Below are 22,422 nucleotides of genomic sequence, written 5' to 3' on the forward strand. Positions count from 1 at the left end.
AGGAGGACACCACCATGCCGGTCGACATCCGCCTGACCACACCCGCACGCCTTACCGAAGTGCTCGCCCTGGACATCGACGCCGTGAGCATCGGCCAGGAGGGCTGCCACCACAAGCTCCCCGACACCGACACACTGCGTCACTCGCTGGACCGCATCCGCACCGCCGGACTCCGCGCCGGCCTCGTCCTGCCCACCGCCTGGCAGCGCCACGCCGCCATCCAGGCCGACACCGCGCTCGCCCTGGCCGAAGACGGGCCGCTGACCTGCACCGTCAACGACCTCGGCACCCTCGCCCACCTCGCCGACCGCGCACCCGCCACCTGCGAACTCGTCCTCGGCCTGGCCCTGCGTCCCGGCCGAGCGCACGACGCGGCCGAGGAGCCCCGCCACCCTGCCGAGCCCACCGCCTACGACGACGCCTTCCTCACCGAGTACGCCGCCTTCGGCGTCCGAGTCCTGGAAGCCGACAGCGCAGCGGCCGTCGATGCCCCTGCCGGTTGGACGGTGCGCCGCCTGGCGGACGTCACCCCGGTGGCCTGGGCCCGCGCCTGCCCCACCGCCCGCCACCATCACCTGGCCCCGCCCAACTGCGCAAGCGCCTGTGACAGCCCGATCGGGCTCACCGCCACCCACCGCTGGCAGCTCGGCCACGGCCACCGCGAACCCATCCCGGTCGCCGACCGCACGCACCAGCCCCACCTGATCGTCTACGGCAACACCGCATACGCGCAGGCCACCGCCCCACCCACGCCGACGATGAGCGACGTCATCGTCGACGCCCGCTTCCACACACCCCCAGAACTCGCCGCGCGCACCGCCGCCCTGCGCCCGGCCCTGGCAGCACACCTGTAGGAGGACGCCATGGTCGACCTCGCCCTGAGCACCGATCAGCAAGACATCGTCGACGAAGCCCGAGCGGCAGCCCGCGCCTTCCTCGCACCCCGCGCCACGCAGTACGACCGCGACGCCGCCTTCCCCCGTGCCAACATCACCGATCTCCACGACGCGGGCCTGCTCGGCCTGCTCATCCCCACCGAGTACGGCGGCACCGGTGCCGACCTGACGTCCTGGGCACTGGCCGTCGCCGAACTCGCCGAAGCCTGCGGCTCCACCGCCCTGATCTTCGCCATGCACTCCAGCGCCGCCCGCCTCCTGGCCGCCGACGCACCCACCAACCCCTACGCCGCCCAAGTCCTCAAGGAAGTCACCACAGAAGGCAAACTCCTCAGCTTCGGCTTCTCCGAACCCGGCACCGGCGGCAACATCCTCAACCCGCAGCTGCGCGCCACCGTCGACGGCGACCAGATTCACCTCAAGGGCACCAAGGCGTTCTGCACCGGCGCCGGCCACGCCGACTACTACGTCATCAACGGCCACAGCGGCGAAACCGACTTCCGGCGTTCCCAGACCATGGCGATCATTCCTGCAGCCCAGCCCGGCCTGCAGGTCAAGGAAGTCTGGGACGCCATGGGCATGCGCGCGAACAGCGCCAACACCCTCCTGCTGGACTGCCGCATCCCTGCCCAAGCCACTGTGGGCGGGCCCGGCGGCGGCATGGCACACCTGCCCCACGCCCTGCCGGCCCTCACCCTCGGACTGTCCGCGGCCTCCCTCGGCATCGCCCGCGCCTGCCAGGCCTTCGCCGACCACCACGTCATGACCCGCACCCTGGCCCCCACCGGCCAGCCCCTCGCCGCGTTCCAGGCCGTACGCCTGCACATCGCCGACATCGCCACCCGGGTCCACACCGCGCGCCTCGCGCTCCTGCACGGAGCCTGGACCGCCGAAAACGACCCCCTGGAAGTCCTCAGCGTCCTCAACACCACCAAATACATCTGCAACAAGGCCGCCATCGACGTCGCCGACACCGCCATGCAGGTCACCGGCGGCCACGGCTTCCTGCGAACCAACCCGCTGGAGCGCCACTACCGAGACGCCCGCGCCGGCGCCGTCATGGGCAGCAACCTCGACGCGCTGCGGGACATGATCGGCAAGGCCGCCCTCGGCCTGGACCCGCGCAGCGACACCATCACCGCACCCACAGGAGAGACCCGACCGTGACCGCCGTCCAGCCCACCGAAGAGCAGATCACCGCAACCCTCAAGACCGCCCTCACCGAAGTGCTGGAGCCCGCGGACCTCGCCCACGTCGACCTCGACGCCGTCGGCCCCCACACCCCGCTGCTCAGCCTGCCGCTGGACTCGATCACCCTCGTAAGCGCCATGAGCCGCATCGAGACCGAGTACCGCGTCTTCATCCCCGAACAGAAGGCGTTCGCGTTCAAGACCGTCGCCGAACTCGCCGAGTTCGTCCAGGAACGCGTCCAGGCCAAAGCCGCCCGCACCGCCCAGTGAAAGGGGCCCCATGACCACCGCCACCCAGCCCCTGCTGGACTACACCGCCCTCGCAGCCCACAGCAGTGGCCTGGCCTTCCTCGATTCCCGCGGCGTCACCGGCGAAATCACCTACGCCGACCTCGACACCCGCGCCCGCACCGCCGCCGCAGCCCTGCACGAGCGTGGACTGCGCCCAGGCGACAGGGCCGTCCTCCCCATGCCCTCCAGCCCCGACTACTTCACCGTGCTGGCCGCCTGCCTCCTCGCCGGCGTCGCCCCATGCACCGTGGTGATCCCCTCCAACCCGCAGGACGTCCAATCCGCCGGCATGCGCCAGTTCGCAGCCGTCCTCTCCGTCGTCCGCCCGGCAGCCGTCATCGCCGCAGACGAGGACACCGCGAAGGCCCTCGCCCAGGTTCCCGGCCCGCTCTACCTGCACCCCGACGACCTACGGCACGCCCCACCGGAGTCCGTCCAGCCCGCCATCCCGGGCCCGGACACCGTCCACCACATCCAGCTCACCTCCGGCTCGACCACCGCCCCGAAGGCCGCCACCCTCACCTACGCGCAGGTCAGCGCCAACGTCAACGGGATCCGGACCGCCTTCCAGCTCACCCCTGGCCACGACCGGATCTGCAACTGGCTGCCGCTCCACCACGACATGGGCTTCGTCGTCGCCCTCACCGCGCTCCACAGCGGCACCCCGCTGGACTCCATGTCCCCCATGGGATTCCTACGCGACCCACTGTCCTGGCTGCGGCACATATCCCAGCGCGGGGCCACCATCACCAGTGGCCCGCCCTTCGGCTACCGCACCGCCGTCGAGCGCTACCGCCGCACTCCCGCACAAGACCTGGACCTCTCCCGGCTGAGGCAGGCCCACGTCGGCGCCGAACCCATCCCCTACAGCGTCCTGGTCGACTTCCGTGACACCTTCGCCGCCCACGGACTGGCCACCGACACCCTCATGCCCTGCTACGGCATGGCCGAGACCGTCCTGGGCGCCACCATGTCCCTTAAGCCGTACTCCGCCACCGAACACTCATGGGGCCGCGTCAAGGCCGTCCGCCTCGACCGCGAAGCCCTCCACCACCACAACACGATCACTCCCGCCCACGACGACCGCCCCGACATCACCGTCGTCGCCTGCGGCCAGCCCGTCGGCGGCCTCACCGCCGAGATCCGCCACCCCGACGGCACCCGCTGCGGCGACAACGAAATCGGCGAAATCCACCTGCACGGCGACTCCGTCATGGCCGGTTACCTCAACCCCGACGGCCGGCCCACACCCGTCCCCGAGCGCACCCACGCCACCGGAGACCTCGGCTTCCACCGCGACGGTGACCTCTACATCGTCGGCCGCCTCAAGGAAATGATCGTCGTCCGCGGCCGCAACCTGCCCCCCTACGACGTCGAGCAGACCATCGAAACCCTCCCGGCCGTCGGCGCGGGAAACAGCGCCGTCTTCTCCCACGCCGACAACGACGGCGAACACGTCATCGCCGTCATCGAGACCCGCACCCCCGCCGACCAGGCCGCCGCACTGCGCCTGGAAATCGCCACCCTCGTACGCCAGTCCTTCGGTTTCACCCCCCGCGAGATCATCCTCGTCCGCCGAGGCCAGATACCCCGCACCACCAGCGGCAAGCGGCAGCGTGCCCAGCTCCGACGGCAGTACCTCACCGGAGGCCTGACCTAATGCACAGCACCGTCCCCCGCGGACACCACCTCGACGGCCCCAGCACGCCCCAAGCGCACCGGGATCTCCGCAGCCTGATGGGCGAACTGCCCGCGGGGGTCACGGTGCTCACCACGATGTCACCCGAGGGCCCTGTGGGAATGACCACCAGCGCCGTCACCTCGCTGTCGATGAACCCGCCCATGATCCTGGCCTGCCTGACAAGCACCTCCGCCACCCTGGCACGCATCCTCAGCCACCGAACCTTCGCCGTGAACATCCTCACCGACGCCATGGAAGACACCTCCGACCGTTTCGCCAACGGACCGGTCCTGGAACGCTTCGCCGCCGTGCCCCACCACCTCGTTGACGGCGTCCCGCTGCTGGACGGCACAGCCGGAGCCGCTATCTGCCACGTCGCCGCCACCCACCCCGGCGGAGACCACACCATCCTGACCGCCACCGTGACCCGCACCCTCCACGGCGACGGATCCCCCCTCCTGCGCCACCGCGCCGCCTACCGCAGAATCCGGTAAGCGGCACGCCAGAGCAGCCAACAACCCCGCACCGAACAAGCGCCGACGGCCGAAGCAAGGAAGGCAGCCCATGCGCACCGAGAGGCTCCACCGGCACCTCGGCCTCCCCGCCCGCAGCGGATACAGGCCCCCGGGAGGCCACGCCGACATATGGCTCCTGCGCGCCACCCCCCACCTCGCCGCCGTCGCGCGAGGAGACATTGCCCTCCTCAGCCCCGAAGAGCAGAACCGCGTCCGGCAACTCCCCACCCCGCACAGCCAGGACACCTACCTCGTCGCCCACCTGACCCTGCGCACTCTCCTCGGAAGCTGCCTCAGACAGCCCCCAGCCGAGGTCGCTTTCGCACGGGCGGACTGTCCGCTGTGCCAGGAACCCCACGGACGACCCATCCTGCAGCACACGTCCGGACTCCACTTCTCCCTCTCCCACGTACGCGACCTGATCATGATCGGCCTGGCCCGAACCCCGATCGGCGTCGACATCGAAGCCACTGACCGCGTCCGCCACGAGACCCTGGCCCGCCGCCTCCACCCGGCCGAACACGCCGCCATCGAAGCCCTCCCTGCGGCCCGGCGCCACGACGCACTCGTCAGATGCTGGACACGCAAAGAGGCCTACCTCAAAGGCCTCGGAACAGGGCTGGCCACCCCACCCAACCAGGTCAACGTCGGTACCGGCCTGGCCCAGCAAGACGACGAAGAACTCGCCGCCAGAAACGGCTGGACCCTCACCGCCATCACCGCACCAGCCGGCTACGCAGCCTCCCTGGCCCTCCTGCTCCCACCCGGAACACGCAACCGCACAACGGTTCGGACGCGAACCACCCACCCCCGCGCGCCCCAGACCGCCCGCCTCGCGGCCAATGGGACGACTACATCCCGCCGAACCATCACACGGCCGCGATTGCCTGAACCACTGCGATCCGTGTGACCGAGGGCCCGACTGACAGATACCGCCGCATCGCAGAGCTGCCCTCGGTACCGGCACGAGGCAACTGCCCCGCGCTTGCCTCAGCCACGCTGGTTGAGAGCGCGGGTCAGGTCCCGGTTCGCGGCGCGGGCTGCGTTGAGTTCGGCCTCCCGCTCCTCCAGCGCCCCAGCCAGCTCGACATTGCGTTGTTCGAGCAGGGTGATGCGGGTGTTGAGCTCGGCGACATCGGCGGGGGGCCCGAGACCGGAGGTCCGCCAGACTTCTTCACCGAGCGCTTTCGACAGGCGCTCTTCGAGCTGCTGGACGCGGGCGGCCAGGCGGGCACTACGTGCCGCTGCGTTGGCCAGGTCGGCTTGTAGCGACGACCGGGTGACGGCCGGCCCGCCCGCGGCCGGGGTGGCCGGTTCACGGGCCGCGGTGTGGAGGACTTCGAGGAGGTCGCGGTGGCGGTAGAGAAAGGTGCGATCGACTTGGGCGGCCCGGGCGATGGCCGACGCAGTCAGCGGCGCCCCCTCGCGCCGGGCGACCGTGATGGCGTTTGCCACGCGGGTGCGGCGGCGTTCGGTGTCGGCCTGTCGGCCGTCGTTCATGGTGGTGGTCACGGCTGGTGGGTCCTTGGGGGTCGTACGTCGGGCAGGGGCTGGCCGACGCGGGGCATGCCGAGGTGGACGGTGCGGGAGCGGCGCACGAGAGTGACGGCCTGTTCGATCTGCGCGCGGTCCTCGGAGGTGAGCTGGTCGAGGTCGGTGGTGACGCGGTCGATGAGCCGGCGGACGCGGCTGATCTCTTCGTTGCTGGGCATGGCCTGGGTCCGGGCCCATTCGTCGGCTTCGAACGCGGACATCAGCCGCTCCCGGCTGCGCAGCAGGTCGGCGAGGTGGGCCTTCAGGTCGGGGAGGTAGGAGACGTCGGTGGAGAAGTGTTCGCAGCCCAGGCAGCGGAACCGCAGCGGGCAGGCGTGACCGCCGGCGGCAACGTTGGACGGTTCGCGGCAGACCCCGTACGGGGTGGCAACCTCCCCGATCGCGCGCCGGACGTGCTCGGAGTCCAGCAGGCTCTGCGCGGTCCGCCAGACCCGGTTGCCGTGCCGGTCGAACTGGAGGGCGGTGACCCGGTCGACGGCCTCGCGGCGCCGCTCGGCACCGATGCGGTAGTAGCCCTGGGTGGTGGTGATGAGCCGGTGGTCCATTAGCTCCTTGAGGACGTCCGGCGGAACCCCGGCGTCGGCGTGCCGTTGGGCGTAGCAGTGCCGGTAGGCGTAGGTGAAGATGCGGGCCTTGTCGAACGGCACCAGGTGCGTCACCTGGGTGCCGGCCTCCGTGGTGATGACGGGAACGGTGAGGTCGGGAAGTGAGTCCACCCACTTCCGGTGGGTGCTGGCGATGTCGCTGACCGGCTTGGTGCCCTCGGGGTTGGTCTTCGGTCGCGGCAACAGCTTCAGGCGGGCCGGTGCGACGTTGGGGAAGCGGGCCCGGACGCGTTGCTGCTGGCGTCGGATCACGTCCGCGGTCTCGCCGCCGATGGGCAGTCGGCGGCCGAGCCGGTACGCCTTGTGGTTGTCGTAGACCAGGACGGGGGATCCGTCGGGATCCGCTTCCAGGCAGTCCAGGGCAAGGGTGTAGATCTCGTCGGGGCGGCGGCCGGTGTCAATGAGGAGTTCGGTCGCCACACGGATCTCGGTGTTGCTCATCGCTTCCAGCACGTCGAGGTTCGCGCACAGGACACGCATCACCTCCTCGGGCAGGTCGCGGCCGGCTTCGGTGTCCTCCGGCTCGTCGGGCATGTCCTCCGGCCAGAGCGCGAAGTCGACCGGCATGCCCTCCAGCAGACCGCCCGGCCCCGCCAGGCCCAGGGTGCGAAACCGCAGCAGGACCCGGCGGACGAACCGGGTGAACGCCAGACGCCGGGACGCGCTCAGCTTCCCGCTCACGGTCAGGTGTCCCATGCGGTTGGTGAACGCCACGATGTCGCCCCGCCCCCACCCGGCCGGCTCCTCCCCGCGATCGGGGCGCTGCAGACGCAGGCTTTCGGACAGCATCGCTACCGCTGCGACGACCGCGCGGGCGTGGTGGACGGCGTTCTTGTTCCGCCGACGGGGCAGATCGTCGTAGACCCATACCTTCATGGCTTCTCGCAGCGCCGACTGCGTGATGGCGGTGAACGGCACCGTGCTCGTGTGCCCGAACACGGCCATGTCCCACACGTCTTTGACCCGCTCCGTCTCCGGCGTGCTGTTCAACCGGCCGAGCGCCACCTGTCCGGCACGGATCATCGTGGCCTGCTCACGGCCGAACCCCACCGCCTCCGGGTCGGTCACGCGCACCAGGCTGGTGGCCTGCAGAACGCGCAGCCGGTCGTAGAGCGGCCGCAAGCACTCGGGCCGCAGCTTGTAGCCCTTCTCGACCCGGGACCACAACGCGTAGAGGGCCTCGGCGACCAGCAGATCCGGCAGACCCCGCAGGCTCACCTCCCGTGTGGAGGAGACCGCCCTCTCCGTCCGCCGCCACCATGCCTCGTCGAATCCGGGTTCCTCACGGACCACGCGCAGGCGCTGAGTGTGGGTCTTGCAGTACGGATATTTGCTGCCGACCCGGTCCAGGTAGCAGGCAGCGATCAGGCACGGGCCGAACCCGGCAAGGCCCACGACCCGCGGGTGGGCCAGGAACTCCTCCAGCGCGATCCCGCCCAGCGCCTGACTCTGCTGGAGGCGATGCGTCGCGCACAGCATGGCGGCAGCGGTGTCACGGGGCCGCTCGCACCGGGCAACAGCACACGGCTGCTGCCCCGCCCCGGTGGAGACGGTCTTCGGAATGCGGCGGAACTCCTCCAACGGCAGGTCGGTCTTGCTCCACCGCTCCACGCAGCCCCGGCACATCGGATGTGTGAAGACCGTGATGGCCAGCGGGCAGTTCGGCACTGGGCAGTCCGCCAGGCCGATCACTGGATGCACCCGGGGGAAGGTGATCACCCGCCGCTCCCAGCACCAGCCCAGCATCTCCAGGAACTTCGGGTCGAGGGCGCCAGCGATCGCCTCAAGGCGCGCATCGCCCGCCGGTGCCTCGATCGCCGGCCACACGGCCACCGTCTCGGCCTTCACCGGCTCTTCTCCGGCCTGCCGACGGCACGCGGAGTTGGGACCCGCTCGACCGCCGCCCGCACCCGGCCCGGATCAGGGAACCGGTACGGCCCAGACGAGTCGGGGCTGCGCTGCCCGAGCAGGGCCTGTACCTCGTCAGGCGTGCCGCCCGCGTCCGCGACGTTTGACCCGAACGCCCGCCGGGCCATGTGCGGGCCCACCCTCCGTCCCAGCCCCGCCCGCTCTGCGAGCCGCTCGAAGAGCTCCCCGATCGCCTCCGGCGACATTGGCGCTCCCAGCGGAGCTCGGAACAGGTTCACCAGCAGGAAGTCGCTGCCACCGTCCCCCTGCAGCCGGTGCCGTTCCTCGTAGTACAGGTCGAACGCGGACACCGTCAGGAAGTCCAGCGGTGCCACCCAGGAGTGCCGCGACTTCGACCAGGCACCGTTGACGTTCTCCCGTCGCCGCACATGCACGTGCGCCCCCGGGTATTCGCAGCCCAGAGCCCGAGAGTCCGGCAGCAGATGTACGTCGCTGCGGCGCAGCCCGGCGACCTGCCCGCGCCGCAGGCCCACCCGCCCGAGCAGCAAGACGATCAAGCGATCCCGCGCGCTGCGGCACGCGACGAACATCGCCACGAGCTCGGCGTCGGATGCCCGGTCCACCTCGGCGACCGGCTCCCGCAGGCGGTGAACCGGTCGCAGCCGGTAGAACAGACCTCCGTCCTCGCCCGTGGCCTCCGTTGGAAGATCCCGGCTGTCGGCGAGCTCGTAGATCTGCCCCAGCACGCCACGCGGTGCCTCACCAGCAGCGACCGCGTACGACAGCAGCCCACGCACCGCGACCAGTACCCGATTGATCCGCCGCTCGCCCCGCACCGGCGCCGCCCCCGGCCCGGGCTGCACCACCGGCACCACCCCGTCACCGGCGGCCGGGGTGTACTTCAGCCAGACCATGAACAGGCCCAGATCCCGGCCCGCCTCGGGCCACTGCCGACCCGTCGCCCGGCACCACCTCAGGTACAGGGCGACCCCGCCGGCGTACGACTTTGTCGTCAGCTCGGCCCGGTCCCGGCCGAACCGAAGGTTCCGCAGCCATTGATCGGCGAGGGGGACGACCTCCAGGTCGTCATCAAGAACTGTCCAGTACCTCTGTCCGGAAGGCATCACCACGGGAAACGCCCGCATCAGCAACTCCTGCATCGAGTCGTGCAACAACCCGCCGCAGAGCCACACCCCCCGAGAACGAGTCCCAGGAGCTCAACGAACCCATCTCACCCCACGTCACACCACAGCTGGACCACCCCGAGAGAAAGGGGGCTGCCGCCCACGCCGTAGCGGCACGTGGAGGTGCGGCACCGGGCACAGGGACCGGTCCGGCCGGGCGCCCGGGTGGCGACCCGCGGGCCGGGCTCGGTGGTGGTCCGCGCGCTCATGCCGCACCCTCCCTTTCTGCCGATTCGGACATGTGGGCGGCGAGCCGCAGCTCGACGACGCCGGTCCGCCAGGCGGCGGGGGTCGCCCAGTGGGGATGGGTGCACAGGGTTCCGGAGAGGGTGATCAGCCGGCGCCGCAGCGCGGTCGTACCGGACCCGGCGGGGGCCTGCGCGAGTTCGGCGTAGGTCTGTTGCCACGCCCTGTGGAGCGTGATCAGGTCCTCGGGGAAGTGGAACGGTGGTCTCACACCGCAAGTGAAACACGTGTTCGATTTATTGGGCGAGTGCGGATCCGGACCTCGGGGTGTTCGGCCTGGCAGACGTGACCACTCGAACGGGGATGGCACGGACAGCCGGACGGCCGCGTGCCACCCAGAACGGTGCGGCGCGGAGTGCTGCCGGTTCCGTCAGGTCCGGCCGTCCTCGGCGACGAGCCGCACCACACCCACCCACGGGAACTCGCCGGTCCGATGGACCGCACGCACCCGCCACCGACCTGCCGGCAGTAGCACGGGAGCCTGGTCCGGCCGGCCCCCGTCGGGATACTCCACTCCCAGATCGGCGCCCGCTTCGGCCGAGTCCATCAACACCGCCGGGCCATCGGTGACCCACAGTCCACCGTCCTCCCAAACGGTGCCCGGATCGGCCAGGACGGCCTCGGCTGCCGCGAACAACTCGGCCTCGGAGTCCGCGGCCAGCCACCGCACGAACAGCCGCTGCGCCGGCACGAAGCACGTCTTCGCGGGTTCATCGGCCAGGACGAGCGCGGTGCCGGCACCCCCGCCCGCAGCGATCACACCGGTCAGGTCCTCCACCTCGCAGGCGCGGTCGTAGTCGTCACGGCCATCGGCATCACCGAGAACGGAACCGTCCTCCGTGCATCCACCCCAGGCGTGCACCGAGGACTCCGGAGCGACGATCAAGGGGCCGCCCATCGACCGGACCCACACCCGCCCAGCAGGGTCACAGCGATCCGCGTCGCGAGAGACATCCATGCGCTCAGTCTGCCGCCTCCCACCGACACCGCTCGGAGGGAGCCGAGTGCGAGCAGCCGGGGACCGCGCTGAACCGGATCCGCAGCTCGCACTCCTCCCGGCTCCTGGCCGGCCTCGCCGCCACGGTCGGCCGTTGCCCCACGCCGCGCCTCCTCCAGGTCAGGCGCCCTCTTCGAGGGGCCCGGGTTTGTCCGTCGCCTCCCTCACCGGAGCACGACGGTGACGCCCTTCTCACGTAGGAGGTTCAGGGTCACCTCGAAGTAGGACAGGCCGCCGAGGTGGTGCATGACGTGTCCGGCGAGGGCGTGGCGGGCGATGTCGGCGTGGTGCCGGACGAGGGTGAACGGGGGGACGACGGAGGTACCGCCGCACAGGTGGTCCGCCACCGAGTCCAGACATCCGCCGTAGTTGGCGCCGGGGCCGAGCAGGGCTTCGCCGAGGGCCAGGAGCAAGCCGGTCCGGTCGGTGACGTGCTGTCCGTCCAGGTGGTACGTCCCGCCGGACAGGCCCTCCGGCTCGTACGGGCCGACGCTGGTGAGGTCCAGCCACTCGGACCGGCCCTCGGCGTCGAACCGTGCCCACCGGTTGGGCCGCGTGGGAACGCCGTCGGACCAGCTCTCCCAGACGGCGCGGGCGGCCAGGGTGGGGTGGTTGTCGCCGGGGTCGGTGATGGTGACGTCGATCAGGGCTCCGCCGAGGACGGACGGGCGTGCTTCGACGGTGTGCAGGTCGAGGCGGTACCTGGTCATCGTCCGGCCGTGGCGGTACCTGGTCATCGTCCGGCCGTGGCGGTCGAGGGGCCGGAGCGTGGTCGGGGCGCCCTCCTGCGGAAGGGGACGACGGCACAGCAGGGCCAGAAGCGGTGCGGCGGGTTCGCAGCCGATCAGGTGCACGGGCGGGGTGGGTCGCCGCGGGCGCGGGGTGAACAGGCCGTCGACGGAACGGCAACCGCCCGATGGGCTGTCCCCGCGGATCGAGGGGAACCATAGGCCGAACCGCGGGCTCGAAGGCAGCCGCTTGCCGCCCCAGCAGTCGTCCTCCCTGACGCCGGTGCCCACGACGATGTCCACGCGCCCGGGAACGCCCGGCGTGGGCCACTGGGCCAGGACAGTCGTGTCCTCCAGGTCCCAGAAGCGGGCCGGTCCGTCGTTCGAGGGATCCACGGGCTCGATCGAGAGCATTCCGTCCCCCAGCAGCCGCACCGGCTCGGCGCTGTCCGCCACGGCCTGGACCAGCGGGCTCTCGCGCGGGCAGCCGCGCAGCGTCAGGACCTCTCGCGGCAGCGGAGGCGCGTCCATGAACAGGCCTTCGACCTCCGCGCACCGCCCCCACAGCACGCCCTCATCCTCCTCCTCACCGCTCATGTCGTCCCGCACGAGGAGATAGCGGACCGGGAAGTCCCGCTCCCACCCCACATGTTGCTCGGCCCGCACGCTTCTCCCCTGCTACCAGGCTGTCTTGGCGCGCCAACCCTACGGCTCGCCGACCGCCGAAGCCCTCCGAATGTCGCTTGCTCGGAACGACGCGCCCCGACGACCGGGCATCGGCGTGGACGGCGGCGCGGCGGGAGGCGTACGCGAACGACCAGGGCCGGCCGGCCACCTGGTGGCGCTCAGCCGGACGGGGGCCGGTGCCCTGAAGAGCCTCCGGATTCCGGCTCGCTGAGGGAGATCGCCCCGGAGGGGCACATGCCGGTGGCCATACGGGCGGCCGCGAGGCGGGCTGCGGCCGGCTCGGCCCGGAGCAGGACCACCAGGCCGTCCTCGGTGTCCTGGTCGAAGACGTCCGGGGCGGTCATGGCGCACATCCCGGCGCCGATGCACCGCCCGCGGTCGACGCTCAGGCGGGCCGTGCTCATTTCGCGTCCCAGGTGACCGGCAGACTCTTGACCCCGTAGATGTCCGCGCTCTCCGGCCGTAGGCGAACCTCGGCGGCCGGTACGTCCAGGCGCAGCGAGGGGAAGCGTTCGATCAGAGCGCGGAACGCCACCCGCATCTCGGTCCGGGCCAACTGCTGGCCCAGGCATTGGTGGATGCCGTGGCTGAACGCCAGGTGTCCGTCGGAGGGCCGCCGCAGGTCGAGTGTGTCGGGGTCGGTGAAGCGGCCGGGGTCGCGGTTGGCGGTGTTGAACGACAGGACGACCGTCGTGCCGGCCTCGATGGTCTGCCCGCCCACCTCGACGTCCTCCAGCGCCGTCCGGTGGAAGGTCTTGGCGACGCTCAGGTACCGCAGCAGTTCCTCCACCGCGCCGTCGGTGAGCGAGGGGTCGGCGCGCAGGGCGGCCAGTTGCTCCGGGTTCTGCAGGAGGGCGAAGGTGCCGAGCGAGAGCATGTTGGCGGTGGTGTCGAAACCGGCCGCGAGCAGGATGAGGCTGATCCCCTTCAGTTCCTCGTCGGTGAGGTCGCTGTCGGTGAGTTCGCTCAGCACGTCGTCGGTGGGGTGCGCGCGCTTGGCCGCGACCAGCCGGGCGAGGTACTCCTGGGTCGCGGTGTAGGCGGCGATCAGTTCCTCGTCGCTCACCTCCCCACCCATGAAGGCGTCGATCTGTTCCTGGAAGGAGGCCCGGTCCTCGTAGGGCACGCCCAGGATCTCGCAGATCACGATGGTGGGGATCGGCTTGGCGAACGCGGTCACCAGGTCCGCCGAAGGTCCGGCCTCCTCCATGGCGTCGAGGCAGTCGGCGGTGATCCGCTCGATGCGCTCGGTCAACATGCGCATCCGCCGTACGGTGAACTTCCCCACCAGCGGCTTGCGGTAACGGCTGTGCTGCGGGTCGTCCATGAGGAGGAACTCGCCGGGCGGGGCCGGCGGGAGCTCGAAGTCGACGACGTTCATCAGTTCTTTGCGTGAGCTGAACCGCGGGTCCGCCAGAACCGACCTGACCAGGTCGTACCCGGTGATCAGCCAGCCGGGCTTCCCGCCGACGTGGGTGAAGCGGCTGATGGGTGCGTGCCGTTGGGCGTCGACCAGCCCTGCCGGCGGATCGAACGGACAGCCCGACCGGCGCTCGGTCGGCATCGCCTCGACCGTGTGAACGGACTCGTTCATCGCTCGCTCCTCATCTCGCGATATGACGCGTTTGACGTCTCTCGAAAGCTACGTTGCATTCACTATGTCGTCAACTAGTAAGTCGTGTAATCGCAGGTCAATGAAGGCTAATTGATGCAATGATCTGCGGTTGAATGCAACGATGCATTGCAATGGATGCGAGTGAAGGCAATGCCGGCGGCAGTGGCAGTGGCAGCGGCAACGGCAGCCCGTCTCGGCCGGACTCGGCGACGGCCTCCCCTGTGCCGAGATCGCGCGCCGGCTCGGACGTCGGACGGTGTGTCAGAGCACGGCGAGCCGGTCCACCAGCAGCTCGACCCTCCGCTCGGTGTCCTCCGGCGGAAGCCTTCGCGCCCGGATCAGGGTGGCCAGCCCGTGCAGGGCCGCCCAGAACACCTCGGTGAACAGTCCCGGCCGGACGCCGTCCCCGGCGACCTCGGCGAGGCTCTCCAGCAGGGCGGAGAAGGCGTCCTTGAGCGGTTCCGGGGTGTCCTCCTGGGCGTAGGCCAGGCCGCCGTCGAGCTGGAAGACGGCGTCGTAGACCGCGGGATTGCGCGCGGCGTAGTCGAGGTAGGTGCGAGCGAGGGCGGCGACCCGCTCGCGCGGGCCGTCCACGGCAACGGTCGTGGCCCGCACCGCTGCGGCCAACTCGGTGGCGCCCTGGAGGGCGACGGCGCCGATGATCTCGCGTTTGCCGCGGAAGTGGCTGTAGAGGACGGGCTGGCTGTATTCGATGCGCTCGGCGAGCCGGCGGGTGGTGACCGCGTCCCAGCCCTGCTGCTCGGCCAGTTCGCGGGCCGTCGCCACGATGAGGCGTTCGCGCTCCGCACGTTCCCGTTGCTTGCGTTCCTGTACCGACATGACCAGATCCTAGCAGCGCTAGACAATCGAGCGACAGTAGAGATAGCGTTGCCTCATCAGCTAGCGGTGCTAGATTTTGGAGGGGTCGTCATGCTCGACGCAATCGAGGTCGTCACCACCGTGATCGTCGGTCTGATGGTGGGGGTGGAGTTCTGCGTCGCCTTCATCACGAGCCGGATCCTCAACGCGCTCCCGGAGGACAGCGGCCAACTCGGTCACGCCCACGGGGGCCGGATGCTCGGCGCCCTGATGCCGGTCTGGTACATCGGCTCGCTCGTCCTGGTCGGTATCTGGGCTGTCGCCGGCCGGCAGCACGACGGCGTCGGCTTCGTCGTGCTCGCCGGCGCGCTGCTGATCCTCAGCGTCGTCATGTCGGTCCTGATCCTTGTTCCGATCAACAACCGGAACAGGGCGTGGACCCCGGAGAACCGGCCCGAGGACTGGAAGCAGCAGCTGAACCGCTGGGAGCGCTGGCACTACGTCCGCGTCGCCGTCATCGTCGCCGCCTTCACCCTGCTCGTCACCGCGCTCGTCTGAGCCCGCTTCGGGCGCCGCAGCTCACAGGGGGCGGGAGTCGACGAGAACGGCGAGAACGGCGAGAACGACGAGAACGGCGAGAGACGGCACGGCTCCCCGCCCTACGGCGCGGGGAGCCGTGCGGTTCGGCCGGGCGCCCGCTACCCCTTCGGCTCCTGGTCACGTGCCGGAGTCCGACAGGTCACGTCCCTCGCGGGAAGCCGACCCGTGGTGAGGTACGTGTCGACGGTCTCGTCGGCGCAGGACGTGCCGTCGATGAGGTACACCCCGTGACCCTGTCCGCCCTTCGCCACCACCATCCGCGAGCCCTTCAACGCGCGGTGCAGGCCTTGACCACTGCTGAGCGGGGTCATCGGATCCCATTCGTTCTGGACGGTCAGCACCTTCGCCGGGTGCCTGATGGGCGTCGCGGCCTCCAACGGCGGCTGCCAGAAGGCGCAAGGCTTGATGTTCGACGCGAAGTCCCCGTACAGCGGGTACTTCACCTTGTCCTGAACCGCGTCCCGCGCGTACTGCTCGGGATCGCGCGGCCAGTTCTCCGCATCCCCGCACACCACGGACCAGTAGACGGCGGTGCCGTTGTCGGCGGGGACGTCTTCCGGGGCGCCTTCCGGGGCGGGCGCGTCGCCCGGCGCGGGGGCGGCCGCCGTGTCGGGAGCCGGTCCGGTCGCCCCCCGGCCGCCGGCGAGCAGCCTCTTCACGTCCGGCACCCCGGCGTCCGCCGGCAGGGGTGCTCGCTCGGCCGCGGCTTTGAGGGACCGGGTGATGGTGGAGGCCTCGACCGGGGAGTAGAACACCGCGGGGTCCCGGATGTCGTCACCCGTGAGCTTCTGCCCGAAGTAGTCGATCGGTTCCCGGTCGGCGCGCGCCACCAGCGCCCAGAAGGTGTCGGACACCGCCTCGGGGGTCGCGCCGAGGCCGTATTCGGCCGAACGCTCCGCCGCCCAGCGCGTCCACCGCTCGAACGCCGGCCCGGCGCTGGTCGCCCACACCTGGTACATGCCGCGCCAGATGCGGTGCGGGTCCACGCCGCTGTCCAGCACGAAGCGGTCCGTCCGCTGGGGGAACATCTGGGAATACACCGTGCCCAGGTAAGTCCCGTAGGAGTAGCCCAGGTACGAGATCTTGCGCTCGCCCAGCACGGCGCGGATCACATCCATGTCGCGGGCCGTATTGCGCGTGGTGATGTACGGGAGCACGTCACCGGCCTTCTCACGGCACTTGGCCGCGATGCCGCGCGCCCACGCCACGTCCGAGGCGAAGCGCTCGGGCCGGTACGCCCCGCCGGTGCCCTTCTCGGTCGGGTCCAGCCCACAGGTGATCGGGCTGCTCGCCCCGACGCCCCGAGGGTCGAAGCCGATGAGGTCGTAGCGGTCCCTTACGTCCTCGGGCATCTCCGTGCTCAGCCGCATCGGCCGGTACAGGCCGCTGGTGCCGGGTCCGCCCGGGTTGATGAGCATGACGCCGTGCCGCTTGGTCGGGTTCCCGCTCTTCACCCGGGATATCGCGAGGTCGATCGTGGGGCCCTGGGGGCGCTCGTAGTCGAGCGGAACCTTGAGGGTCGCGCACTCGTAGGTCGCCGGTCTCTCCGCGCTGCAGCGGTGCCAGGCGGGCTTCTGGCTCATGTACCCGGGGGCAGGCTGGTCAGCGGAAGCCTGGGGAACGGACAACTGGGACAGGGTGGTCGCGATGAGTCCGGCGGTGGCCAACAGCGGTGCGAGGCGTTTCATCCGTGCGGTGCCCCCTTCATTCGGAGAGTGCGTGCCGTCCACCGTGTTGCATCGGTGGGCAGGGCGAATCACTCCTGAGGGCCACTCCTTGTACAACTCACGTACCACGCGATATTTGGACAGTTGGCCAATATGTTGCTGCCTGTCGGCACGCCACTTCTCGTACGTGGCCCGCACCTTGGGGCGCGTGGTGCGGACAAGGAGGACGGAGAGACGCGGCGTGCTCCCGCAGCCTTCTGCGAGAGCACGCCGTGGTTCATCGAGGCCTTGCCTTCCGATCTATGCCGTGACCTCGTACTCGACCCACAGCAGCACGTCCCGCGCCGCGGCGAGCTTGTCGGCGTCGCTTCCCTTCGTGATTTCCAGGTCGACCACGCGGGCCGGCGAGCCGACCGCGGCGCCGTTCAGCGGTTGTGCGTTGGCGGCGATGCCGTCGCTGAGCACACCGAGGTTGGACATCGCGATGCCGTCCGCGATCTGGAACGTCGTGAAGGCTCCCGTGCCGAAGCGGAGCTTGGCGGAGAAGTTCCCGCCGGTGACGCCGGGAAGGACCACCGCCAGATTGGTGATCTTGCCGGTCGGAGGCAGCGGGAGCTTGTTGAGCGCGAAGGACAGCTTGGCGGTCGGCGGCGCCGTCCGCAGGCTCGCCAGCCCCGCGATGTTGACCGACAGGGCCGAGACGAACAGTGAGCGCGACACCGTCGTGGCGGACGGCGCGGCGAGGGTGTCGGAGTCGGCCGGGGCGGGGTCGTACGCCGCTTGCATGTCGAAGGTGAGGAGTACGTCGGTGACACGGTCGAGCCCGACGGGGCTGGTGCCCGGAGGCAGGACCAAGGTCCAGGTGGTCGTGAACGCGGTGCCCTCGAACGGGAGCAGCTGTTCGCCGGGCAGGCCGAACAGCTCCAGGTCACGCCGACTGCGGAAGTCGCTCACCGGGTAGGCGTCGGCGAAGCGCAGCAGCGGGACTCGCGGGGCCGACGGGGAGCGGCGGAGCAGCGAGAACCCCATGTTGGTGAGGATGCCGCGGGGTCGCTCCGTGGTGCCCGGCACGTCCACGAGGACGTCGACGGTGCGGATGCGGTGCGCGTAGGTGCCTGGGTGGCCTGCCAGCAGGTCGTCGTCGGTGAGGGTGAAGGTACAGGTGCCGGTCTTCTTGAGCTGCCCGAATGCAAGTGGCAGGTCGCGGGCGAGGGAGTGGGTGCGGGTGAGCGGCAGGCTGAGACGGGCCGAGCCCAGGCGTACCGCCTCCAGCTCGGCGAGGTCCAGGGCCAGCCGGTCGACGCCGCCCAGGTCGCGCATGCGCGGATCGAAGTAGCCCAGGCGGATCACGCGCAGAGGTGCGGCCAGCTCGTAGGCGAGGGCCCGCTCGGCGAACCATGCGGACTGACCGGCGAGGTCGAGGTAGCGGTGCAGGGAGCGCCGGGCGACACCTGACAGCGCGTCCCAGAAGTCGCGGTTGAGGAACCGCTCGTTCTGGTAGGTGATCAGGTCACGGGTGTAGGCGAGTTCGCTCGCGGCGATCTGGCCCTGGAACTGGGCGATGGCCTGTTGCCGCTGCTGCACCTGGACCGCGGCCTTGGCAGCGGGGAGCGTCTCGTGGGTGAGCGCCTTCAGTTCGTCGTCGCGCTTGGTGGCGGCGTCGGCCATGCCCTGAAGGGTCGTGGTACTGATCACCGCGAACGCGGCGTACGCGCCGACGATGCCCAGGCCGCCGGCGGTGCCACTGCCGGCCCACGCCTGGCTGCCAACGGTCTTGACCACGCCCTTGAGTTCGTCGTCGCTGGTCACCTGCAGGTCCTTCGACGCCGAGGCGCCGTCCTTGGCGACGTCGGCGATGGACATGACGCCGGACTTCATGCCGCTGAAGTAGTCCTTGAACTGGTTGAAGATGGACTTCGAGTCCTCGATCTCCTCCTGCTTCTTCTGGATCAGCTTCTCGACGTCGGTGACCAGCTTCTGCGCGACGACCACGCCCGCCTTCGCGATCTCGACCTGCTCGGTGGCGATCGCAACGGTTCCCTGTGCCCTGCGTTCCTGCGCCTTGGCGGCGAGCAGGTCGAGGTCGAGCTGCTCGACCCGGCCGAGATAGGCGAGGTAGTCGTTCTGGGCCGACTTGGCTCCGGCCACCCAGCGCTGCGCCGCGCCGACAAGGGTCTGGTAGCGCAGTGTCGGCACGGTGTCGTCGTCGTAGCCGTAGAAGTTCAGCCCCGCGTCCAGCTGCTGCAGGGCGAGGCGTGCGCGGTCGAGCTGGTTGAGCCGGCGGGGGTTCTCGACCGGCACGACGACGGGCGGGGGCGGCAGGACGTCCTTCGGCCGGTACGCCATCGTTCCCGGGTCTTTGCCGTGCAGGAGGAGGACCGCCTTGTAGAGCTCACGAGCCCGCTCCAAGCTCGCCGGGTCGTCGCTGCGGTACAGCATCTCGCCCCAGGTGAGGAGAACGTCGGCCTGGGCGAGCCGGGCGTACCGCTCCTCCAGGGGGTGCAGGATCGGTGTCACGGGCGTCGTCGCGTCGACGGAGAAGACGGTCTGCGGCGTGAGGGTGAACGGACCGGTGAGGCGGCGCTCGGCGTCGAACATCAGGCGAGCCGTGTACGGGCGGTCGCCCAGCGGGTCGTTCCATCGCTGCCGGCCGGCCACCACGCGCTTGGCATCGACGGCAAGCCAGTGCTTCACCATGCCGGGGGGTGTGCCGAGCATGCCGATGCCGATGTAGAAGCCGGTCACGCCGGAGAGGATGTCGATGGCACCGGGGATGTCACCAAGGCCGGACCGGATCGTCGCACGTAGCATCGGCAGCAGGAACTTCTGCTGGTAGACGCACAGCCGGGTCGCCTGGTCGCGGGCGATCCGGAAGGAAACGACGTCGTTCCAGACCTCGATCGGACGGGCCAGGTCGTAGAACCGCTCGAACCCGTCCGGCAGGTATGTGGTGCTGGTACCGGTCAGTTCGACGATGTTGGTGACCGTCGCCGCCCGGCGGAGGGCGAAGCTGGCCGGGCGCGGGAAGTTACCGGCGGTGAAGTCCGGCTCCCAGTTCTCGCTTCCGGCCGGGTTCGGGGTCGCGCCCAGGAGCAGCGACTCGGCTTCGTCGGCCAAGCGAGCCGCGGTGGCGAACTGGCTGTGGTCGATCGCCTGGACGAGTTCGGTGAGTTTGGCATCGGCCTCGCCGTACTTCCGCAGGAAGACCGCCGACCGTTTCACTTCGCCGATCGAGTCGAAGTACGGCTTGTAGTCGTTGAGGCTGTGACCGGAGTCGATCTCCTCGTGGAACTTGAGGAACTTCTTGCGGTCCTCGTTCAGCCACACGCCTCTGACGATGCCGTGGACCTGGGTGCGCAGGGCGAAGAGGTTCTCGGGGAAGAACGGCTTCTGCCGGCCCAGCCACTCGTCGAAGCGCAGGAAGTACGGTGCCGAGCCGACCACCTCGGGCCACAGGATCGGCTTGCCTGTCGCGCCGGGAAGCTGGGGATCGATCACGTTCTCGGCCGGCTCGACGGGGCCCTGCGCGGTGTCGCTGAGGATGCGCGAGAGCGTGTAGGTGTTGAGCAGCACCGGCGAGGAGATCGCGGAGTCGGGCTCGTGCAGCGGGAGCCGGTAGCGGTTGGCGAACTCGGCGGGGAGGGCGGTCGGCGCCAGCGCGAGCAGGGCGTCGAGGTGGGCGCGTCTGGTCAGGCCGCCCTGCGCGGGGATGTTCGCTGCCGGTACGCCGAACCCGAACCCACTGCCGGTCGGTGCCGTCAGGATCGCCGTGACGAGAGGGATGAGCAATTGGTTGAGCGGGGTCTCGGTGCGGTCGGTGGTGGCGAAGTCCTGGAAGAAGCGGCGCTTCAGCTGTTGCTCGACGACGGTCGGGAACTGCGTGGCGTCGGCTGAGGCCCCGAGCTTCTGCTGGTGCGCGAACAGCACGAACACGCTGCGGAGGTAGTCGCGGTAGGACTGGTCGTCGGGCAACCCCCAGGGGTAGAGGCCCCAGATCGGCTTGGGCCACGTGGGATCGTCCAGGTCGATCGTGTCGAAGTCGAATGGGGTGTCGAGCTCGGGCGGCTGGAGGTAGGAGACGGTGCCGTTACGCAGAGCGTCGGGATCCACCAGGAGTGTGGCGGCCTCCCCGTCCCCGTCCCCGTCCGCGCGACTGAGGTCCTCGAGCAGGCGGGCACGCTCGCCGGGCGTCAAGAGGCGGATCATGCTGTCGGGGGGCGGGCAGGTCAGGTCATCGGCAAGGTTCTCCGCGAGAACCCGACGCGTGGCGACCAGGTGGTCGGCCAGTATGGCCAGCCGGCCCGGGTCCACGTAGTCCTCGCCACAGACGGCCACCTTGATGGGTTCCTCGTCGAACAGTGCCTCTCTGGTGACCGGGACCTCCTGGCTGCGCCGGTCCCCGTGGTCGATCCGCACGGTGAGCGGCTCCCGCCACAGGTCTTCGCAGATTTCCAGGCCGGCGGAACCCCCGCCGTCGGTCCGGGCCGCGGCAACGACCCGGTCGCCCGACACCGCCTCGACGGCGACCTCCGACAGCAGTCGGTCCGTCGGCTCGTGCTGGATCAGGACGCGGATCGTGAGCGATTCAGGTGCCTGGGTCATGACTATGCCTCCGGAATATCGAGGTCTGTCGTTGTCACCGCGAGCATTCTGGGAGGGACCCGTGCGCCGGGGGTTGCCATCCCCGGCGTTCCTTCGAAAGCATGAGGCGGACGGTGCAGCCGGCGGGCCGATCGGGCGTGGCGCCGGGGCCGGCCCTGACAGGAATCCCGTGCCGCCGGTGGCCCGATCGGCGTGCCGGCGACGCGGAGGACGCCTCAGCCTGTAGCGACGGCGGACACCGGCGTGCCGCGGCTCCCGTCCGAGAACCACGGCACGTGCTCCCGCCGACGCGGGGGTGGTGCCAACGCCCGGCATGGGGGGCGTGATTGCGGAGTCGTGATTGCGGAGTACTGGGCGCGGGAGGGGTGGCGGCCGGCGGCCGGGCCGGGCCGGTGGGACCATCCGGCGACCAGGAGCGTGGCGCGTGGCGACGGCCGGATTGTTCTGGATCACGGCGGATGCCGTGCGCCGCGGGGTTCCTGCTCGGGGAAGGGCAGCCCGAGACGAGGCCGCGGTGGGAGACGGGGGAGGCCGGGCCCGAAGAGGTGACGTGACCGTGTAGGCCGCGGCGGCCGGCGGATACGAAGCCGAGGAGGTCGCGCTCTCCGAGGAGTTGCCCGACGGCTGCGTCGCGGGGGCCGCGGATCCACGCGCCCTCGGCTCGGGGCCGTGAGCC

At 70.3% G+C, this 22,422-nt stretch carries 18 protein-coding genes; 7 read left to right on the forward strand and 11 right to left on the reverse strand.

What is annotated here, in order from left to right; translation table 11 throughout:
• The first annotated feature begins 14 nt into the window (after positions 1–14).
• The 6 genes from ACGFYY_RS15945 to ACGFYY_RS15970 all read left to right on the forward strand — a co-directional run bounded on the left by ACGFYY_RS15945 (position 15) and on the right by ACGFYY_RS15970 (position 5,483).
• The gene (locus tag ACGFYY_RS15945) at positions 15–854 is read left to right on the forward strand and encodes a hypothetical protein (RefSeq protein WP_393709775.1); all 840 of its coding nucleotides are present in this window, start codon (positions 15–17) and stop codon (positions 852–854) included.
• 9 nt (positions 855–863) lie between these two features.
• The gene (locus ACGFYY_RS15950) at positions 864–2,063 is read left to right on the forward strand and encodes an acyl-CoA dehydrogenase family protein (protein ID WP_393709777.1); all 1,200 of its coding nucleotides are present in this window, start codon (positions 864–866) and stop codon (positions 2,061–2,063) included.
• On the forward strand, positions 2,060–2,356 hold the full coding sequence (locus ACGFYY_RS15955; RefSeq protein ID WP_393709779.1) for an acyl carrier protein: 297 nt from the start codon (positions 2,060–2,062) through the stop codon (positions 2,354–2,356). Before ACGFYY_RS15950 ends, ACGFYY_RS15955 begins: the two co-directional genes overlap by 4 nt.
• Before the next feature lie 10 nt (positions 2,357–2,366).
• Complete coding sequence (locus tag ACGFYY_RS15960) at positions 2,367–4,037, forward strand: AMP-binding protein (protein WP_393709781.1); 1,671 nt, start codon at positions 2,367–2,369, stop codon at positions 4,035–4,037.
• Positions 4,037–4,552, forward strand: a complete 516-nt coding sequence (locus tag ACGFYY_RS15965; RefSeq protein ID WP_393709783.1) for a flavin reductase family protein — start codon at positions 4,037–4,039, stop codon at positions 4,550–4,552. Before ACGFYY_RS15960 ends, ACGFYY_RS15965 begins: the two co-directional genes overlap by 1 nt.
• A 70-nt stretch (positions 4,553–4,622) precedes the next feature.
• Positions 4,623–5,483, forward strand: coding sequence for a 4'-phosphopantetheinyl transferase family protein (locus ACGFYY_RS15970; protein WP_393709785.1), 861 nt, complete (start codon positions 4,623–4,625; stop codon positions 5,481–5,483).
• Between the two features lie 80 nt (positions 5,484–5,563).
• Here the strand turns inward: ACGFYY_RS15970 and ACGFYY_RS15975 are convergent, their stop codons facing one another.
• The 9 genes from ACGFYY_RS15975 to ACGFYY_RS16015 form a co-directional block, all read right to left on the reverse strand.
• Complete coding sequence (locus ACGFYY_RS15975; RefSeq protein WP_393709787.1) at positions 5,564–6,085, reverse strand: hypothetical protein; 522 nt, start codon at positions 6,083–6,085, stop codon at positions 5,564–5,566.
• Complete coding sequence (locus ACGFYY_RS15980) at positions 6,082–8,580, reverse strand: hypothetical protein (protein WP_393709789.1); 2,499 nt, start codon at positions 8,578–8,580, stop codon at positions 6,082–6,084. The genes ACGFYY_RS15975 and ACGFYY_RS15980 overlap by 4 nt, the downstream gene beginning before the upstream one ends.
• On the reverse strand, positions 8,577–9,746 hold the full coding sequence (locus ACGFYY_RS15985; RefSeq protein ID WP_393709791.1) for a tyrosine-type recombinase/integrase: 1,170 nt from the start codon (positions 9,744–9,746) through the stop codon (positions 8,577–8,579). The genes ACGFYY_RS15980 and ACGFYY_RS15985 overlap by 4 nt, the downstream gene beginning before the upstream one ends.
• 244 nt (positions 9,747–9,990) lie before the next feature.
• Positions 9,991–10,242 (reverse strand): hypothetical protein, encoded by a 252-nt coding sequence (locus ACGFYY_RS15990; RefSeq protein ID WP_393709793.1) that lies wholly within the window; start codon positions 10,240–10,242, stop codon positions 9,991–9,993.
• A gap of 159 nt (positions 10,243–10,401) precedes the next feature.
• Positions 10,402–10,989, reverse strand: coding sequence for an Imm21 family immunity protein (locus tag ACGFYY_RS15995; protein WP_393709795.1), 588 nt, complete (start codon positions 10,987–10,989; stop codon positions 10,402–10,404).
• A 203-nt stretch (positions 10,990–11,192) separates the two neighbouring features.
• Positions 11,193–12,422 (reverse strand): hypothetical protein, encoded by a 1,230-nt coding sequence (locus tag ACGFYY_RS16000; protein ID WP_393709797.1) that lies wholly within the window; start codon positions 12,420–12,422, stop codon positions 11,193–11,195.
• A 179-nt stretch (positions 12,423–12,601) separates the two neighbouring features.
• The gene (locus ACGFYY_RS16005) at positions 12,602–12,847 is read right to left on the reverse strand and encodes a ferredoxin (protein ID WP_365271367.1); all 246 of its coding nucleotides are present in this window, start codon (positions 12,845–12,847) and stop codon (positions 12,602–12,604) included.
• On the reverse strand, positions 12,844–14,037 hold the full coding sequence (locus ACGFYY_RS16010) for a cytochrome P450 (RefSeq protein WP_393709799.1): 1,194 nt from the start codon (positions 14,035–14,037) through the stop codon (positions 12,844–12,846). Before ACGFYY_RS16010 ends, ACGFYY_RS16005 begins: the two co-directional genes overlap by 4 nt.
• A gap of 282 nt (positions 14,038–14,319) precedes the next feature.
• On the reverse strand, positions 14,320–14,898 hold the full coding sequence (locus ACGFYY_RS16015) for a TetR/AcrR family transcriptional regulator (protein WP_393709801.1): 579 nt from the start codon (positions 14,896–14,898) through the stop codon (positions 14,320–14,322).
• Between the two features lie 90 nt (positions 14,899–14,988).
• Here ACGFYY_RS16015 and ACGFYY_RS16020 point away from each other — a divergent pair, with 90 nt between their 5' ends.
• Positions 14,989–15,435 (forward strand): anthrone oxygenase family protein, encoded by a 447-nt coding sequence (locus ACGFYY_RS16020; protein ID WP_393709803.1) that lies wholly within the window; start codon positions 14,989–14,991, stop codon positions 15,433–15,435.
• A gap of 140 nt (positions 15,436–15,575) precedes the next feature.
• Here ACGFYY_RS16020 and ACGFYY_RS16025 read toward each other — a convergent pair whose 3' ends face one another.
• Positions 15,576–17,165, reverse strand: a complete 1,590-nt coding sequence (locus ACGFYY_RS16025) for an alpha/beta hydrolase (protein WP_393709805.1) — start codon at positions 17,163–17,165, stop codon at positions 15,576–15,578.
• 279 nt (positions 17,166–17,444) lie between these two features.
• Complete coding sequence (locus ACGFYY_RS16030; protein WP_393709807.1) at positions 17,445–21,746, reverse strand: hypothetical protein; 4,302 nt, start codon at positions 21,744–21,746, stop codon at positions 17,445–17,447.
• Positions 21,747–22,422 lie beyond the last annotated feature (676 nt).

The organism is Streptomyces sp. NPDC048331 (genome assembly GCF_043201215.1).
Classification (GTDB): domain Bacteria; phylum Actinomycetota; class Actinomycetes; order Streptomycetales; family Streptomycetaceae; genus Streptomyces.